Annotated in this window: 15 protein-coding genes and 1 pseudogene; 13 read left to right on the plus strand and 3 right to left on the minus strand. The window is 64.5% G+C overall.

The genetic code is table 11. From position 1 onward, the window contains the following. Position 1: 1 nt before the first annotated feature. The gene (gene ubiG, locus AC1DP9_RS22475; protein ID WP_477108533.1) at positions 2–757 is read right to left on the minus strand and encodes a bifunctional 2-polyprenyl-6-hydroxyphenol methylase/3-demethylubiquinol 3-O-methyltransferase UbiG; all 756 of its coding nucleotides are present in this window, start codon (positions 755–757) and stop codon (positions 2–4) included. Positions 758–892: 135 nt separating this feature from the next. Continuing rightward, complete coding sequence (gene ompA / locus AC1DP9_RS22480; protein ID WP_092298392.1) at positions 893–1,549, minus strand: outer membrane protein OmpA; 657 nt, start codon at positions 1,547–1,549, stop codon at positions 893–895. Positions 1,550–1,995: 446 nt separating this feature from the next. Between ompA and gyrA the strand changes: the two genes are divergently transcribed. From gyrA to aroA, 7 genes are all read left to right on the plus strand, one after another. Beyond that, the gene (gene gyrA, locus AC1DP9_RS22485; RefSeq protein WP_441591889.1) at positions 1,996–4,755 is read left to right on the plus strand and encodes a DNA gyrase subunit A; all 2,760 of its coding nucleotides are present in this window, start codon (positions 1,996–1,998) and stop codon (positions 4,753–4,755) included. 82 nt (positions 4,756–4,837) lie between these two features. Beyond that, a complete protein-coding gene (locus tag AC1DP9_RS22490; RefSeq protein ID WP_092298398.1) occupies positions 4,838–5,407 on the plus strand; it encodes a DUF2059 domain-containing protein in 570 nt (189 codons plus the stop codon). A 116-nt stretch (positions 5,408–5,523) separates the two neighbouring features. Further along, positions 5,524–6,687 (plus strand): 3-phosphoserine/phosphohydroxythreonine transaminase, encoded by a 1,164-nt coding sequence (serC, locus tag AC1DP9_RS22495; protein WP_477108534.1) that lies wholly within the window; start codon positions 5,524–5,526, stop codon positions 6,685–6,687. 60 nt (positions 6,688–6,747) lie between these two features. After that, positions 6,748–7,896: a prephenate dehydratase gene (gene pheA / locus AC1DP9_RS22500; RefSeq protein WP_477108535.1), complete on the plus strand. Its 1,149-nt coding sequence runs from the start codon at positions 6,748–6,750 to the stop codon at positions 7,894–7,896. Between the two features lie 16 nt (positions 7,897–7,912). Next, on the plus strand, positions 7,913–9,058 hold the full coding sequence (hisC, locus tag AC1DP9_RS22505) for a histidinol-phosphate transaminase (RefSeq protein ID WP_477108536.1): 1,146 nt from the start codon (positions 7,913–7,915) through the stop codon (positions 9,056–9,058). 48 nt (positions 9,059–9,106) lie between these two features. Further along, positions 9,107–10,003 carry a prephenate dehydrogenase gene (locus AC1DP9_RS22510; protein ID WP_477108537.1) on the plus strand — a complete coding sequence of 299 codons (897 nt, stop codon included), beginning with the start codon at positions 9,107–9,109 and terminating at the stop codon, positions 10,001–10,003. A gap of 21 nt (positions 10,004–10,024) precedes the next feature. Then, positions 10,025–11,338: a 3-phosphoshikimate 1-carboxyvinyltransferase gene (aroA, locus tag AC1DP9_RS22515; protein WP_477108538.1), complete on the plus strand. Its 1,314-nt coding sequence runs from the start codon at positions 10,025–10,027 to the stop codon at positions 11,336–11,338. A 13-nt stretch (positions 11,339–11,351) separates the two neighbouring features. Here aroA and AC1DP9_RS22520 read toward each other — a convergent pair whose 3' ends face one another. Further along, positions 11,352–11,582, minus strand: a complete 231-nt coding sequence (locus AC1DP9_RS22520) for a DUF2061 domain-containing protein (protein ID WP_092298416.1) — start codon at positions 11,580–11,582, stop codon at positions 11,352–11,354. A 167-nt stretch (positions 11,583–11,749) separates the two neighbouring features. Between AC1DP9_RS22520 and cmk the strand changes: the two genes are divergently transcribed. The 6 genes and pseudogenes from cmk to AC1DP9_RS22550 all read left to right on the plus strand — a co-directional run. Beyond that, positions 11,750–12,412, plus strand: coding sequence for a (d)CMP kinase (gene cmk, locus AC1DP9_RS22525; RefSeq protein ID WP_092298419.1), 663 nt, complete (start codon positions 11,750–11,752; stop codon positions 12,410–12,412). Between the two features lie 40 nt (positions 12,413–12,452). After that, positions 12,453–14,240 carry a 30S ribosomal protein S1 gene (gene rpsA, locus AC1DP9_RS22530; protein ID WP_255370926.1) on the plus strand — a complete coding sequence of 596 codons (1,788 nt, stop codon included), beginning with the start codon at positions 12,453–12,455 and terminating at the stop codon, positions 14,238–14,240. 30 nt (positions 14,241–14,270) lie between these two features. Beyond that, complete coding sequence (locus tag AC1DP9_RS22535) at positions 14,271–14,696, plus strand: integration host factor subunit beta (RefSeq protein WP_092298425.1); 426 nt, start codon at positions 14,271–14,273, stop codon at positions 14,694–14,696. Positions 14,697–14,907: 211 nt separating this feature from the next. Continuing rightward, on the plus strand, positions 14,908–15,231 hold the full coding sequence (locus AC1DP9_RS22540; RefSeq protein WP_092298428.1) for a lipopolysaccharide assembly protein LapA domain-containing protein: 324 nt from the start codon (positions 14,908–14,910) through the stop codon (positions 15,229–15,231). 3 nt (positions 15,232–15,234) lie between these two features. Continuing rightward, positions 15,235–16,464: a lipopolysaccharide assembly protein LapB gene (gene lapB, locus AC1DP9_RS22545; protein WP_477108539.1), complete on the plus strand. Its 1,230-nt coding sequence runs from the start codon at positions 15,235–15,237 to the stop codon at positions 16,462–16,464. Between the two features lie 38 nt (positions 16,465–16,502). Continuing rightward, positions 16,503–16,655: pseudogene (locus tag AC1DP9_RS22550) on the plus strand (UDP-glucose 6-dehydrogenase); the annotation flags it as partial.

Here is a 16,655-nt window from a genome sequence, read left to right on the forward strand (position 1 = left end):
TTCAGTCCGCCGCCTTCGGCGCCGTCTTGCGGAAGGCCATCATGTAATTGACGCCCGTGTCATGGCCGAGCGAGTACGTCTGCGACAACGGGTTGTAGGTCATGCCGCGCATCTCGATCAGGTCCAGCCCGGCCTGGCGCGCGAAGCGGGCCATTTCCGATGGCGTGATGAACTTCTCGTAGTCGTGGGTGCCGCGCGGCAGCATGTTCAGCACGTATTCGGCGCCGACGATGGCCAGCAGGTAGGCCTTGAAGTTGCGGTTGATCGTCGAGAAGAAGACGTAGCCGCCCGGGCGGACCAGTGTCGTGCAGGCGCGCACGATGGAGGCGGGGTCGGGCACGTGCTCGAGCATTTCCATGCAAGTCACCACGTCCACGCTGCCGGGGATGCGCGCGGCGAGGTCCTCGACGGCGATTTCCTCGTAGGTGACCGGCACGCCGGACTCCAGGCTATGCAGGTCCGCTACCTTGAGTGCCTTGGTAGACAGATCGATGCCGCGCACGGTGGCGCCAAGGCGCGCCATGCTTTCGGACAGGATGCCGCCTCCGCACCCAACGTCGATCACCTGTTTGCCGGGCAGGCGGGCGATGCCGTCGATCCAGCCCAGGCGCAGCGGGTTCAGGTCGTGGAGCGGCTTGAACTCGCTGTTCGGGTCCCACCAGCGGTGGGCCAGCTCGCTGAACTTGTCGATCTCTTTCGGATCGGCGTTGCGACCGGTGGGGCTGCCAGCGGGGGAAAGGGTGGAGGTTTGCGACATCGTCAAAGGAGTGAGGTCCCGGGCGCACGGCCCGAAACCTGAGTGCGGAGAGAAGCGTCCGGCAACTGTACCAAAAATAGCGGGCAAAAAAAAAGCCCAGCTTGCGCTGGGCTTTCTTCATCGGAGAGGATCCGATTAACGTGCGCTGCGGGTGCCGACCACTTCGACTTCCACGCGACGGTTCGGCTGCTGGCAGGCGATCTGTGCCGTGCGGTTGCCCTTGCACGACTTCGGATCCACCTTCAGCTGGCGCTTGCCCTTGCCTTCGGTGTACACGCGGTTGGCTTCCACGCCCTTGCTCACCAGGTAAGCCTTGACGGATTCAGCACGACGGATCGACAGGCGATCGTTGTACTTGTCCGAACCGAACGCGTCGGTGTGGCCCACGGCGATGATCACTTCGAGGGTGATGCCTTGCAGCTTCGAGACCAGGTCGTCCAGCTTGGCCTTGCCTTCGGGCTTCAGAACAGCCTTGTCGAAGTCGAACAGGGTGTCAGCTGCGAAAGTGACCTTTTCGCTCGACACAACCGGAGGAGCCACCGGGGTCGGTGCCTGGGCCGGAGCAGCAGCCGGAGCCAGTGCGCCATCGCACAGGGCATTGGCCGTTGCCGGGGTCCAGGAGCTGTCGCGCCAGCAGAGCTCGTTCGTGCCATTCTTCCACACGTACTCGCTCGTACCGTTGCCCCAGTTGTCGTTCACAGCCTTCTTTTCATAGGGGACGGACTGGGCTTGAGCGGATGCAGCCATTACTGCGGTAGCTGCAACGAGCGCGAGCTTGGCAAATTTTTTCATATTTCTCCTCTCAGGATGAGATCACCGCAGGGTTACTGCGAGCAAATGGACGAAAACAAGTCATACATTCTTCGGAGTATAACATTCTCGATGTGGTGGATGCTCCACTTCGAACAATGTCTGGCTCTTCGCTGGGGAATTGTGCCACAAGGCTCGTTTCCTAAGAAGTAAATATATTCGATTCAACCCTGGGGTTTTAGCCCTGTGGTGTTTGTGCAACATCGCTCTTGCGGCGCCCGCAAACCCTTGTCCCGTATGGCTTGCGGGCGGTAGGCGCGGCGCTCCGGAGGGCGCTGGCGGGCCTGTTTCCGGGCCGTCCGGCGGGCGTCGGGAAGGGGTGGCGCGCGTGGTAGAATGCCATGTTGCCCGTCCTGGACAGGCGCCCCCGCCGGCGCCCCGGGACCAGGGTCTCATTCGCTAAAACCCGCCGCATAAACCAAGCCGCAATGGATCAATTCGCCAAAGAAACGCTTCCGGTTTCCCTGGAAGAGGAAATGCGCCGCTCATACCTGGATTACGCGATGAGCGTTATCGTCGGGCGTGCGCTTCCCGACGTCCGGGATGGCCTGAAACCAGTACATCGGCGCGTGCTCTTTGCGATGCATGAGCTGAATAACGACTGGAACCGGGCCTATAAGAAATCGGCCCGTATTGTCGGTGATGTGATCGGTAAGTATCACCCGCACGGCGACACCGCCGTTTATGACACGATCGTCCGCATGGCGCAGCATTTCTCGCTGCGCTACATGCTGGTGGACGGGCAGGGCAACTTCGGCTCGGTCGATGGGGATAACGCGGCAGCCATGCGTTATACCGAAATCCGCCTGTCGAAAATTGCGCATGAAATGCTCCACGATATCGACAAGGAAACTGTCGATTTCGAGCCGAACTACGACGGTTCGGAAAAAGAACCGGGTATTTTGCCGGCGCGTATTCCGAATTTGCTGATCAATGGCTCGTCGGGTATTGCGGTGGGCATGGCCACCAATATTCCGCCGCATAACCTCAATGAGGTGGTCGACGCCTGCCTGCATCTGCTGCGCAATCCCGACGCCACGGTGGATGACCTGATCGAACTGGTGCCGGCGCCCGATTTTCCGACGGCCGGCATTATCTACGGCATCCAGGGCGTGCGCGAAGGCTATCGCACGGGCCGGGGCCGCATCATCATGCGCGCCCGGACGCACTTCGAGGACATCGACCGCGGCCAGCGCCAGGCGATCATCGTCGACGAACTGCCGTACCAGGTGAACAAGCGGACGCTTCTTGAGCGCATCGCCGAGCTGGTGACCGAGAAGAAGGTCGAGGGCATTTCCGACATCCGCGACGAGTCCGACAAGTCGGGCATGCGCGTGGTGGTCGAGCTGAAGCGCAACGAAGTACCCGAGGTTGTCCTGAACAACCTATATAAGAACACCCAGCTGCAGGACACCTTCGGCATGAACATGGTGGCGCTGGTCGACGGCCAGCCGCGCCTGCTGAACCTGCGCCAGATGCTGGACGCGTTCCTGTCGCACCGGCGCGAGGTGGTCACCCGCCGCACCGTGTTCGAGCTGCGCAAGGCGCGGGAGCGCGGTCACGTGCTGGAAGGCCTGGCCGTGGCGCTGGCGAACATCGACGAGTTCATCGCGATCATCAAGGCCGCGCCGACGCCGCCGATCGCCAAGCAGGAGCTGATGGCCAAGTCGTGGGATTCGGCACTCGTGCGCGACATGCTCGCGCGTGCCGAAAGCGACACTGCCGGCGGCCGTGCCTCGTATCGTCCGGATGGCCTGCCCGCCCTGTTCGGCATGCAGCCGGACGGCCTGTACCGCCTCTCCGACGGCCAGGCGCAGGAAATCCTGCAAATGCGCCTGCAACGCCTCACGGGCCTGGAGCAGGACAAGATCGTCCAGGAATACCGTGAAGTGATGGCGGTGATCGCGGACCTGCTGGACATCCTGGCGCGTCCGGAACGTATTACGACCATCATCACCGACGAACTCGGTGCCATCCGCGCCGAATTTGGCGACGAGCGCCGTTCCACCATCGAACTGAACGCGACCGAACTCGACACCGAGGATCTGATCACGCCGCAGGACATGGTGGTCACGCTCTCGCACAGCGGCTATATGAAGAGCCAGCCGATTTCCGAATACCGCGCGCAGAAACGTGGCGGGCGCGGCAAGCTGGCGACGGCCACCAAGGAAGACGACTGGATCGACACGCTGTTCGTGGCCAACACGCACGATTACATCCTGTGCTTCTCGAACCGCGGCCGGCTGTACTGGCTCAAGGTGTACGAGGTGCCGCAGGGGTCGCGCAACTCGCGTGGCCGTCCGATCGTTAACATGTTCCCGCTGGCCGATGGCGAGAAGATCAATGTGATCCTGCCGGTGCGCCAGTTCGACGCCGAGCACTTCATCTTCATGGCCACCGCACGCGGCACGGTCAAGAAGACCGCGCTGACCGAGTTCTCGAACCCGCGCAAGGCCGGCATCATCGCCGTGGACCTGGACGAGGGCGATTTCCTGATCGGCGCCGCCGTGACCGACGGCCAGCATGACGTGATGCTGTTCTCGGACGCCGGCAAGGCCGTGCGCTTCGACGAAAACGACGTGCGTCCGATGGGCCGTCAGGCCCGCGGCGTCCGCGGCATGAACCTCGAGGAAAGCCAGGCGGTCATCGCCATGCTGGTGGCGCCGGCAGAAACTGCGGTGGCTGAATCGACGGATTCTGCCGAATCGGCGGAAGCGACCGAAGGCAGTGCGGGTTCCGAGACCGCCGTCGCGGCGGTGGGCAGCGTGCTGACCGCCACCGAGAACGGCTACGGCAAGCGCACGCCGATCTCGGAATACACTCGACATGGCCGCGGCACCAAGGGCATGATTGCGATCCAGACCAGCGAGCGCAATGGCCGCGTGGTGGCTGCCGCGCTGGTATCTCCCGAGGACGAGATCATGCTGATCACGACCGGCGGCGTGCTGATCCGCACCCGTGTGGCCGAGATCCGCGAGATGGGCCGCGCCACGCAGGGCGTGACCCTGATCAACGTGGACGAGGGCACCAAGCTGTCGGGCCTGCAACGGATTGTCGAGACCGATGCCGATAATGGCGCCGGGATCGAGGGTGCCGAGGATGCGGACGCCGATGTGGTGGAAGGTGCCGCTGGCACCGCCGGGGCCGAAGGCGCCGACGGCGCAACCGACGCGGACGCGAATTCGTAATTTGTTGCAACAACAGGACGCCGGCCGGAACTCGCCAGACGGCCGTGCGGACTAAATCGGACATATTTTCCAGGGAGTCATAATGCTCAAAACCTATCGACGTATTGCTGTTCTGGCTGCTTTTGTCCCGACGATGATGGTGGCCCAGGCCGCCCACGCTCAGGCGCAGGATGCCGACAAGACCGCCGCCATCAAGGAACTGCTCTCCGTCATGCAGGCCGACCAGGCCGTGAAGGGCCAGGCCGACAACTGGCAGAACGGCGCCAAGCAGGAAGCGCCGCTGGTCCTCGAGCAAGTCCTCGTGGAAAACAAGACGCTGAACGACAAGCAGAAGCAGGCCGCTGTCGACAAGCTGAAGAAGAACGGCGCGGTGCAGCGCATGGTGGATGGCGCCGGTACGGCGTTCAACACCGACGGTTTCCGCCAGGACGCCATCAAGGCCCACTACGACGCGTTCGGCAAGTATTACAGCACGCAGGAAATCAAGGACCTGACCACGTTCCTGAAGTCGCCGACCGGCCAGAAGTTCATGGCCAACCAGGGCAAGGCGACCCAGGAAATCTGGGGTTCGATGATGCAGAAGTACGGCCCGCAGGTTGGCAAGTCGATGCGTGACTCGGCCGAGAAGGAAATCGCCGCCGCTTCGAAGTAAGTGATCCGCAAGGAATCGACGGCCGATCCGGCCGCCGAGCCGCTGCCCTAGCGGCGCGCGTTTGAGGGATAATGGCTGCCTGGTTCAAACCGGCAGCCATTTTTCCTTCTTCCTCCATGAACGATCCCCAGAATCCCGCCCTCGCTGGCCTGCAACGCAATGTGGCCGAGCGCGTGTTCAATTTCTCGCCCGGTCCGGCCGCACTGCCGACCGAAGTCCTGCAGCAGGCGGCCGAGGAAATGCTGTCCTGGCGCGGCACCGGCGTGTCGGTCATGGAGATGAGCCACCGCAGCCGCGAGTTCGAGGGGATCCACAACGAAGCCCTCGCCGATCTGCGAGAACTGCTCCATGTGCCGAAGAACTTCCGCATCCTTTTCCTGCAGGGCGGGGCGATTGGCCAGAATGGCATCGTGCCGCTGAACCTGGCCAGCCGCGTCAATGCGGCCAATCCGAAGACCGATTTCGTCGTGACCGGCACGTGGTCGGTCAAGACCGAGCAGGAAGCGCGCCGCTATGGCGAGGTCAATATCGCGGCCTCGAGCGCGGATCGTAAATTTACGAAGATTCCGGATGTCGCCGGCTGGAAGCTGTCCGACGACGCGGCCTATGTGCACCTGTGCACGAACGAGACCATCGTCGGCGTGGAGTTCCAGGAGATTCCCGACATCGGCCAGACCGGCACGCACGACAAGGGCCGCATCGTGGTGGCCGACGCGTCCAGCCATATCCTGTCGCGCCCGATCGACTGGTCGCGCGTGCAGGTGGTGTACGGCGGGGCGCAGAAGAACATCGGCCCGGCCGGCGTGACCATCGTCATCGTGCGCGAGGACCTGATCGGCTTCGCGCATCCGCTGTGCCCGTCGGCGTTCAACTGGCGCCAGGTGGCCGAGCATGATTCGATGTACAACACGCCGCCCACCTATGCGATCTATATCGCCGGGCTCGTGTTCAAGTGGCTCAAGGCCCAGGGCGGCGTGCCCGGCATCGAGCAGCGCAATATCGCCAAGGCGCAGGCGCTGTACCGCTTCCTGGACCAGAGCGACTTTTACCGTAACGAGATTGACCCCAGCTGCCGCTCGCGCATGAACGTACCGTTCTTCCTGCGCGACGAATCGCGCAACGAAGCGTTCCTGACCCAGGCGCGCGCGAATGGCCTGGTACAGCTCAAGGGCCACAAGTCCGTGGGCGGCATGCGCGCCAGCATCTACAACGCCATGCCTCTGGAAGGCGTGACCGCGCTGATCGATTTCATGCGCGAATTCGAGCGTACCGCCGCCTGACGGCGGATTTGCACCGATTCTTCCCGGCCGCCGCCCCGGCGCGGCCCACCAGGCTTTGACATGACTAGCGAAGACAAGCGCGCGAGCAACGACGCGCCGCCCACAGGGAACCCCGGTCCCAGCGCCCAGGAGCAGGCGCTGTCCGCCGACCTCGCGCCGCTGCGCGGCCAGATCGACGCGGTGGACCGCGAACTGCTGGCGCTGCTGAACCGCCGCGCCCAGCTCGCCCTCGACGTGGGCGAGGTCAAGAAGAAGTACGGCGCGCCCGTGTTTCGTCCCGAACGTGAACTGCAGGTCATCCGCAAGGTGCAGGGCGCCAACCCGGGCCCGCTGCTGGGCGAGAGCGTGGCGTCGATCTGGCGCGAGGTGATGTCTGCCTGCCGTGGGCTGGAAAAGCCGCTTGAGATTGCGTTCCTCGGCCCGGCCGGCACGTTCTCCGAGCAGGCGCTGTACGCGCATTTCGGCCACGAAGTGAGCGGCGTGCCGTGCCCGAGCATCGACGAGGTGTTCCGCGCCGTGGAAGCCGGCACCGTCGAATATGGCGTGGTGCCCGTGGAGAACTCGACCGAAGGCGCGGTGTCGCGCACGCTCGACCTGTTCCTGCAGACCTCGCTAAAGATCAGCGGTGAGATTGCGCTCAAGGTCCATCACAATCTGATGGCCTCCACGCCGGACATGAAGGGCGTGACCGTGGTTCGCGCGCACGCCCAGGCGCTGGCGCAGTGCCAGCACTGGCTCACGGCCAACTATCCGCACCTGGAGCGCCAGGCGGTCTCGAGCAATGCCGAAGCTGCACGCATGGCGAGCGAAGACCCCACCGCGGCGGCCATCGCCGGCGAGTCGGCGGCCAACCGTTACCACCTGCATCTGGTGCGCACGCATATCCAGGACGATCCGCATAACCGCACGCGCTTTGCCGTGATTGGCCGTTATGAGACCGAGCCCTCGGGCAGCGATCAGACGTCTCTCATCCTGTCGGTGCCGAACAAGGCCGGTGCGGTGTACCAGTTGCTGGCGCCGCTGGCCGAGAACGGCGTGTCGATGTGCCGGTTCGAATCGCGTCCCGCGCGCAGTGGCGCGTGGGAGTACTACTTCTATGTGGACGTGGAAGGCCACCAGCACGAGGCCGCCGTGGCGCGCGCCCTGGAGGAACTGAAGCGCAATGCCGCGTACTTCAAGGTGCTCGGCTCGTACCCGTCCAGCAAGTAAGCATCAAGGAGCGAACATGGCAGAACCAGGTAGCGCCGCCGACGACGCGCAGAATGCCGCCCACTATTTCGGGCCGTCCTATGTGAGAAAGATCTCGCCATACATCGCCGGCAAGCCAATTGCCGAGGTGGCGCGCGAGTTCGGGCTGAATGAGGCGCGCATCGTCAAGCTGGCCTCGAACGAGAACCCGCTCGGCATGCCGGCCTCCGCCAAGTCCGCAATTGCGGTGGCGATGGACGAACTGGGTCGCTATCCGGACAGCAACGGTTTCGAGCTGAAGGCGAAGCTTTCGGCGAAATACGATGTCCCGGCCGAATGGCTGACCCTCGGCAACGGCAGCAACGACATCCTGGAACTGGCCGCCCACGCGCTGGTGCGGCCGGGCGAGTCGATCGTCTATGCCGAATACTCGTTTGCCGTCTATGCGCTCGCCACGCAGGAAGTGGGCGCGCGCGCCATCGAGGTGAAGGCGCGCGACTACGGCCACGACCTCGGCGCGATGGCTGCGGCGATTGCGCCCGACACGCGCCTGGTCTTCATCGCCAATCCGAACAACCCGACCGGCACGTTCATTCCGGCGGTCGAGATCGAGGCGTTTCTGGCGAAAGTGCCATCCAATGTGGTGGTCGTGCTGGACGAGGCCTATAACGAATATCTCGATGCGGACCAGCAGTACGAGTCCGTGGCGTGGGTGCGCAAGTATCCGAACCTGATGGTTTCGCGCACGTTCTCGAAGGCCTATGGCCTGGCCGGGCTGCGCGTGGGCTACGGCGTGGCCCAGCCGCCGCTGACCGACCTGCTGAACCGCGTGCGCCAGCCGTTCAACGTGAACAGCCTGGCCCAGGCTGCCGCCGTGGCGGCGCTGGGCGACGCCGATTTCCTTGGCCGCAGCGCCACGCTGAACCGCGAAGGCAAGGCCCAGCTGGTGGCGGCGCTCGACCGGCTTGGCCTAGAGCACGTGAAGTCCTCCGGCAATTTCGTCATGGTCCGTGTGGGTACCGACGATGGTGCCGGCGCGCGGGTGAATCTGGCGCTGCTGAAGCAGGGTGTGATCGTGCGGCCGGTGGCCAACTACGGCCTGCCGCAGTGGCTGCGCGTGACGATCGGCCTGCCCGAGGAGAACGCCGCGTTTATCGCCGCGCTCGAGCAGGCCTTGCAGTGATGAAGATGTCCGATTTTAAGTTTTCTGCCACGCAGGTGGCCTGATACCGTGAGCGCTCTGCATTTTTCCCGGGTTGTGATTGTCGGCGTGGGCCTGATTGGCGGCTCGCTGGCGCTGTCGCTGAAGCGCGCAGGCGTGGTGGGCACCGTGGTGGGCGTGGGCCGTTCGGCGGCCTCGCTCGAAAAGGCCAAGACGCTGGGCGTGATCGACGAGATTGCCTCGCTCGAAGACGCCGCGCGTGGCGCCAGCCTGATCGTGCTGTGCGCGCCGGTCGCCCAGACCTTCGCGCTGTTGCACGCGCTGGAGCCGCACCTGCAGCCGGGCACGATCGTGACCGACGCGGGCAGCACCAAGTCCGACGTGATAATGGCCGCCAAGACCGCCCTCGGCGACAAGGCTGCCCAGTTCGTCCCCGCCCACCCGATTGCCGGCCGCGAGCTGAGCGGCGTGGAGGCGGCGCTGAACGACCTCTACCTCGGCAAGAAGGTGGTGCTGTGCCCGTTGCAGGAGAACGCGCGGACTGACGTGGCCGCCGTGCGCGCGATGTGGGAATGCACCGGCGCCGATTGTCATGTGATGTCCGCGGTACAGCACGACGCCGTGTTCGCGGCGGTGAGCCACCTGCCGCACCTGCTGGCCTTCGCGCTGGTCGCCCAATTGGTCAATGCCGAGGATGCCGCGCTGAAACTCGATTTCGCAGGCGGTGGGTTCCGCGACTTCACGCGCATCGCGGGCTCCTCGCCCGAGATGTGGCGCGACATCTGCATCGCCAACAAGGAGGCGTTGCTGCGCGAGATCGACACCTATGAGAAGGTGCTCGCGCACCTGAAGACCCAGATCAAGGATGGCGATGGCGAGGGCCTGGAGCGCGTGTTCACGCGGGCCAGCGGCGCCCGCCTGAAGTGGGGCACCGCGCGCGCGGCTGTCACCAACGTCGAACCCTGAAGCGCGGAAGCTGCCCACATCATGGAACATCTGACCCTCGGCCCCCTGACGCGTGCTTCCGGCACGGTGCGGCTGCCCGGCTCGAAAAGCATCTCCAACCGCGTGCTGCTGCTGGCGGCGCTTGCCACCGGCCAGACGCGCGTGCGCGACCTGCTGGATTCCGACGACACCCGCGTCATGCTCGACGCCCTCAAGGTGCTCGGTGTGACCTGGCAGCGCGATGGTGGCGACTGCATCGTCACCGGCGCAGGTAGCAACTTTCCGAATAAATCGGCCGATCTGTTCATGGGCAACGCGGGCACGGCGATCCGTCCGCTGACCGCAGCGCTGGCCCTGCAGGGCGGCACGTACCGGCTCTCCGGCGTGCCGCGCATGCACGAACGGCCCATCGGCGATCTGGTCGATGGCCTGCGGCAGGTGGGGGCGTCCGTCGATTACCTCGGCACGGAAGGCTACCCGCCGCTCCAGATCAATCCGGCGCAGATCCGCATCGACGCGCCGATCCGTGTGCGCGGCGACGTATCGAGCCAGTTCCTGACCGCGCTGCTGATGACGCTGCCGATGGCCAGCGCGCCGTCCGGCCGCATTGAGATCGAGGTGGTCGGCGAGCTGATTTCGAAGCCGTATATCGAGATCACGCTGAACCTGCTCGCGCGCTTCGGCATCGACGTGGAGCGGCAGGGCTGGGAGCGCTTCATCCTCCCGGGCGGCGCGCAGTACCGCTCGCCGGGCGAAATCTACGTGGAAGGCGACGCCTCCACGGCATCGTATTTTCTTGCAGCCGGTGCGATCGGCGGCGGTCCGGTGCGCGTGGAAGGCGTGGGCCTGTCCAGCATCCAGGGCGACGTGCGCTTCGCCGATGCGCTGAACCGGATGGGCGCCAACGTCATGGCCGGCGACAACTGGGTCGAGGTGCGCGGCACCGAGCGCGACGACGGCCGGCTGAACGGCATCGAACTCGACTGCAACCACATTCCCGATGCCGCGATGACGCTGGCCGTGGCCGCCCTGTTCGCGGAAGGCACCACCACGCTGACCAATATCGCCAGCTGGCGGGTCAAGGAAACGGACCGGATTGCGGCGATGGCCACCGAACTGCGCAAGCTCGGCGCTATGGTGGAAGAGGGCGCCGACTACCTGCGTGTGACGCCGCCGCCCTCTGCGGCCGACTGGCGCACGCCAGCCGACGGCATCGGCACCTATGATGATCACCGCATGGCGATGTGCTTTTCGCTGGCGGCGTTCGGCCCGCTGCCGGTACGGATCAACGATCCCGGCTGCGTGGCCAAGACATTCCCGGAGTACTTCTCGGTGTTTGCCGGGGTGGCGCGGTAAGCGGTCACTCCGGTCAAATAGTGGCCGTGGCGTGCACCCCGTGTCCGGCGTGCGCGCTGGCGGCGCCGGACGCACTGCGTTCGCGCCGTTCCCAGTATTTATCGAAGAAGTAGTGGGCCACGGTATTCACGGCCGGCTCGATGAAGGTGATGGCACCGCTGATGGCCAGATTGCCAGTCAGCGCATAGGTCACGCTGAAGGCGATGCCCAGGTGCATGATGCCGAAAGTCAGGGTCTTGGCCATGATAGATTGCCTCGCATTCTTGGATTTGGCTCGGGATTCGGGATGGCTCGCCCGGGCTGTTCTGTGGGGACGGGTGGCGGGGAGGCCGCCCGTGCGAGCCATGGAACCAATGATAATGATTCTTAATTGATTTACAAAATCAATAGTTTTTAGCACGCTAATAACCAATGACTATGATCGACGTCATCACCATTGATGGCCCCACGGCGTCCGGCAAGGGCACCGTGGCGCACAAGGTGGCCGACGCCCTTGGCTTTCACCTGCTCGACAGCGGCGCCCTCTACCGGCTCGTGGCGCTGGCGAGCGACCGCGCGGACGTGGACCTGCAGGACGTGTCCACCCTGGCAAAGATGGCGGCCCGCCTCGATGTGAAGTTCGGCCCGGACCGGGTCTGGCTGTCCGGCGAGGAGGTGAGCCAGGCCATCCGCGCCGAAGCCATCGGCAACCGCGCCTCGGCCATCGCCGTGCACCAGCCCGTGCGTGATGCGTTGACGGCACTCCAGCGCGGCTTCCGCAAGCTGCCCGGCCTCGTGGCCGACGGCCGCGACATGGGCACAGTGATCTTTCCCGAGGCCCGCCTCAAGGTCTTCCTGACCGCAAGTGTCGAGGCACGCGCCCGCAGGCGCTATAAACAATTGATTGATAAGGGAATTTCTGCTAATATCGAAGACCTTTTGCGTGACCTAGAGGCGCGCGACGCGCGGGATCGTTCCCGTGCCGCCGCCCCGCTGCGTCCCGCTGAAGACGCGCAACGGCTCGATACCTCCGACATGTCGGTGGATGAGGCCGTGGCGCAGGTGCTGGAGTGGTACACCGCCGTACGGCGTTGAACCGGTCTGGCGCCAACTGGAGCCTTGCCCCGGATGACCGGTGCAAGGCGTTCATCAACTAACCCCGCTGCGATGGCAGACTGAGCGCGATTGTCGCGCCGGCCAGCGTACTGCGGACTGCTCACACACGTTTATGTCCGACCTGCAAACTAACGAATCCTTTGCCGCACTGTTCGAGGAATCCGTCGCCCGCTCCAATATGAAGGCTGGCGAAGTGATCTCCGCTGAAGTCGTGCGCATCGACCACAACTTCGTGGTCGTCAACGCCGGCCTCAAGTCCGAGGCATTTGTGCCGGTGGAGGAGTTCCTGAACGACCAGGGCGAACTCGAAGTGCAGGCCGGCGACTATGTCTCCGTGGCCATCGATGCGCTCGAGAACGGCTATGGCGACACGATTCTGTCCCGCGACAAGGCCAAGCGCCTGGCATCGTGGCTGAACCTCGAGAAGGCGCTGGAAGACGGCGAAATCATCTCGGGTACCGTGACCGGCAAGGTCAAGGGCGGCCTGACCGTGATGGTCAATGGCATCCGTGCCTTCCTGCCCGGTTCGCTCGTCGACGTGCGTCCGATCAAGGACACCACGCCGTACGAAGGCAAGACCCTCGAATTCAAGGTTATCAAGCTCGACCGCAAGCGTAACAACGTTGTGCTGTCGCGCCGTGCCGTGGTGGAAGCCACGCTGGGCGAAGAGCGCCAGAAGCTGATGGAGACGCTGAAGGAAGGCGCCATCGTCAACGGTATCGTCAAGAACATCACCGACTACGGCGCGTTCGTGGACCTGGGTGGCATCGACGGCCTGCTGCACATCACCGACCTGGCATGGCGTCGCGTGCGTCATCCGAGCGAAGTGCTGTCGGTTGGCCAGGAAATCACCGCCAAGATCCTCAAGTTCGACCAGGAAAAGAACCGCGTCTCGCTGGGCGTGAAGCAACTGGGCGAAGATCCGTGGGTGGGCATCTCGCGTCGCTACCCGCAAGGCACCCGCCTGTTCGGCAAGGTGACCAACCTGACCGACTACGGCGCGTTCGTCGAGATCGAAGCCGGCATCGAAGGCCTGGTCCACGTGTCCGAAATGGACTGGACCAACAAGAACGTGGCCCCGTCGAAGGTTGTCCAGCTGGGCGACGAAGTGGAAGTCATGGTTCTGGATATCGACGAAGACAAGCGTCGTATCAGCCTGGGCATGAAGCAGTGCAAGGCCAATCCGTGGGACGATTTCAGCCGCAACCACAAGAAGGGCGACAAGCTGACGGGCCAGATCAAGTCGATCACCGACTTCGGCGTGTTCATCGGCCTGCCCGGTGGCATCGACGGCCTGGTGCACCTGTCCGACCTGTCCTGGCAAGAAACCGGCGAAGAGGCCGTGCGCAAGTACAAGAAGGGCGACGAAGTGGAAGCCGTGGTTCTGGGCATCGACGTCGACAAGGAACGCATCTCGCTGGGTATCAAGCAGCTGTCGGGCGACCCGTTCAACAACTTCATCTCGGCCAACGACAAGGGTTCGCTGGTCAACGGCGTGATCAAGGCCGTTGATGCCAAGGGCGCCGTGGTGCAGCTGGCTGACGACGTGGAAGGCTACCTGCGCGCCTCGGAAATCTCCGCGGACCGCGTGGAAGATGCCCGCAACGTGCTGAAGGAAGGCGAGCAGATCACGGCCCTGGTGGTGAACGTGGACCGCAAGTCGCGCAACATCAACCTGTCGATCAAGGCCAAGGACAACGTGGAACAGCAGGAAGCCATGCAAAAGTTCCAGGCTGACACCGGCACGGCTGGCACGACCAACCTCGGCGCACTGCTGAAGGCCAAGCTCGGCCAGGACAACCAGTAATCGTCAGCGCCCGCGCCCGCGAGACCGCCCATGACCAAGTCCGAGCTCGTCGAAAAACTGGCTGCCCGTTTCCCGCAGTTGTTGCTGCGGGATGCGGACATCTCGGTGAAAACGATTCTCGACGCGATGTCCGAAGCCCTGGCCGATGGCCATCGCATCGAGATTCGCGGCTTCGGCAGCTTTGGTTTGAATCGGCGGCCTCCGCGCGTGGGCCGCAACCCCAAGTCCGGCGAACGTGTGCTGGTGCCCGAAAAACGGGTGCCGCACTTCAAGGCGGGCAAGGAGTTGCGCGAACGCGTGGACCGTAGCCCGGGGCCGTCGCATAACGGCCAGACCGTGCATCACGGCAATGGCTCGCATGGCGATCACGCCGCGCAGGCCATGTCCGGCGCGCAGGTATCGGCTCCGGCCGGCACGCTGCACGAGGATGGCCAGCTCAACCTGGTTCGGTCCTGACGCGAACGCGGTGACAATCTGGAAGTCTGTTGGAAAGCGCTCCCTCGGGAGCGCTTTTTTGTTTGGGGCGCCACGGTGCGCGGCGCGACCAAACGTTACCGTTTGCCTGAAGTGATTCCGCTACAATGCCGGGAACCCGTCGCCGGGAGCCATGGCGCACATTACGCGCGTCCATGCTTTCGTTGTCCTGAGTCCCGATGGCCGTCACCGCATGAAACTCATCGCCTGGATTTTCCGCATCGTCCTGTTCGCCCTGCTGTTCGTCCTGGCATTGCGCAACACCGAGGATGCGTCCCTGCAGCTGTTCCTTGGCGCCGTGTGGCATGCGCCGCTGATCCTGATCCTGCTGGCCGCGTTCGGGCTGGGTATCGTCGCGGCGCTGGCCGCGGTGGCGCCGGCGCTGATGCGTCAGCGGATGGAGGCCACGCGGCTGCGCCGCGCGCTGGCCCAGGCGCGCGTGCCGATGCCGGCGGACACCGTGCCGCCCGAGGCCAAGCCCGGCGTTCCCTATAACGTAGTCGGCCCGAAAGTCTGACCCATGATGTTTGAAACCTGGTGGCTGCTGGTACTGCCGCTTGTCTTTGGCCTTGGCTGGGTGGCGGCGCGGTTCGACCTGCGCCAGTTGATCAGCGAGCAGGGCGCGCTGCCGCGCTCGTATTTCAAGGGCCTCAATTTCCTGCTCAACGAGCAACCGGACCAGGCCATCGACGCCTTCGTCGAAGTGGCCCGGCTCGACCCCGAAACCACCGAACTCCACTTCGCGCTGGGCGCGCTGTTCCGCCGCCGTGGCGAGACCGAACGCGCGATCCGCGTCCATCAGAACCTGGCCACGCGTCCGGACCTGCCCGAGCCCGAGCGCGAGCACGCGCTCTATGAACTGGGCCAGGACTTCCTGCGCGCCGGGCTGCTCGACCGCGCCGAGGAGTCGCTGCGCCGGCTGATGTCGGGCCCGTACGCGGCGTCGGCCAAGCGTGTGCTGTTGGAACTGTACGAAGTCGAGAAGGAATGGCAGAAGGCCATCGACGCCGCGCGCGAGCTGCAGACGCTTGAGCAGAAAGACTACAGCATCCAGATCGCCCAATTCTGCTGCGAACTGGCGCAGGACGCGCTCCAGAAGAAGCGGCCCGAGGACGCCGTGGCGTGGCTGCGCCGCGCGAGCGAGGAGAACCCGGCCAACGTGCGCGCGCCGATCCTGCTTGGCGACGTAGCGATGGCTAGCGGCGACGCCCGCGCCGCGCTGGGCCACTGGCTCGGCATTGAGACGCAGGATGCGGCCTACCTGCCGCTGGTGGCCGACCGCGTGGTCAAGGCCTACGGCACGCTCGGCGAACAGGGCCAGGCCATCGACTGGCTGCGCGGGCTGCTCAAGGGCAACCTCGCGCCGGAACTGCTCGATACCGCCTATCGCACCGAACTGGACGTGAACGGCCCGGAGGCGGCCGCCGCGCTGATGCGCGAGCAACTGCGCCGCCAACCCACGCTGCTGGCGCTGACCCGCTACTTCGAGGCGCAGGCCGCCGAGATGCAGGCCATGGAAACCGCTGCTGCCGAAGGCGCTGCCGTGGCCACGGCTGGCGGCGAAGCCGTCGCGCAGGACCAGACGTCAGAGGTGGTCGCCATCCGCGACCTGCTGCAAGTGCGCACGCGCAACCTCGCCCGCTACACCTGCCGCGAATGCGGCTTCCGCGCCCGGCTGTTCTACTGGCAGTGCCCCGGCTGCAATCGCTGGGAAACCTATGCCCCACGCCGCTCCGAAGCGCTTGGCTGATCGCAGTCTTTTGTTGAGCCCCTCCCTGTCCTGGAGCTTCTGCTATGAAAGTCACAATTATCGGTAGCGGCTATGTCGGCCTGGTCACCGGCGCCTGCCTGGCGGAACTCGGCAATTCGGTGTTCTGTCTCGATGTAGACGAACGCAAGATCGCCATGCTCAACGCGGGCGGCGTGCCGATCTATGAGCCG

Source organism: Cupriavidus sp. 01L43 (assembly GCF_056399925.1).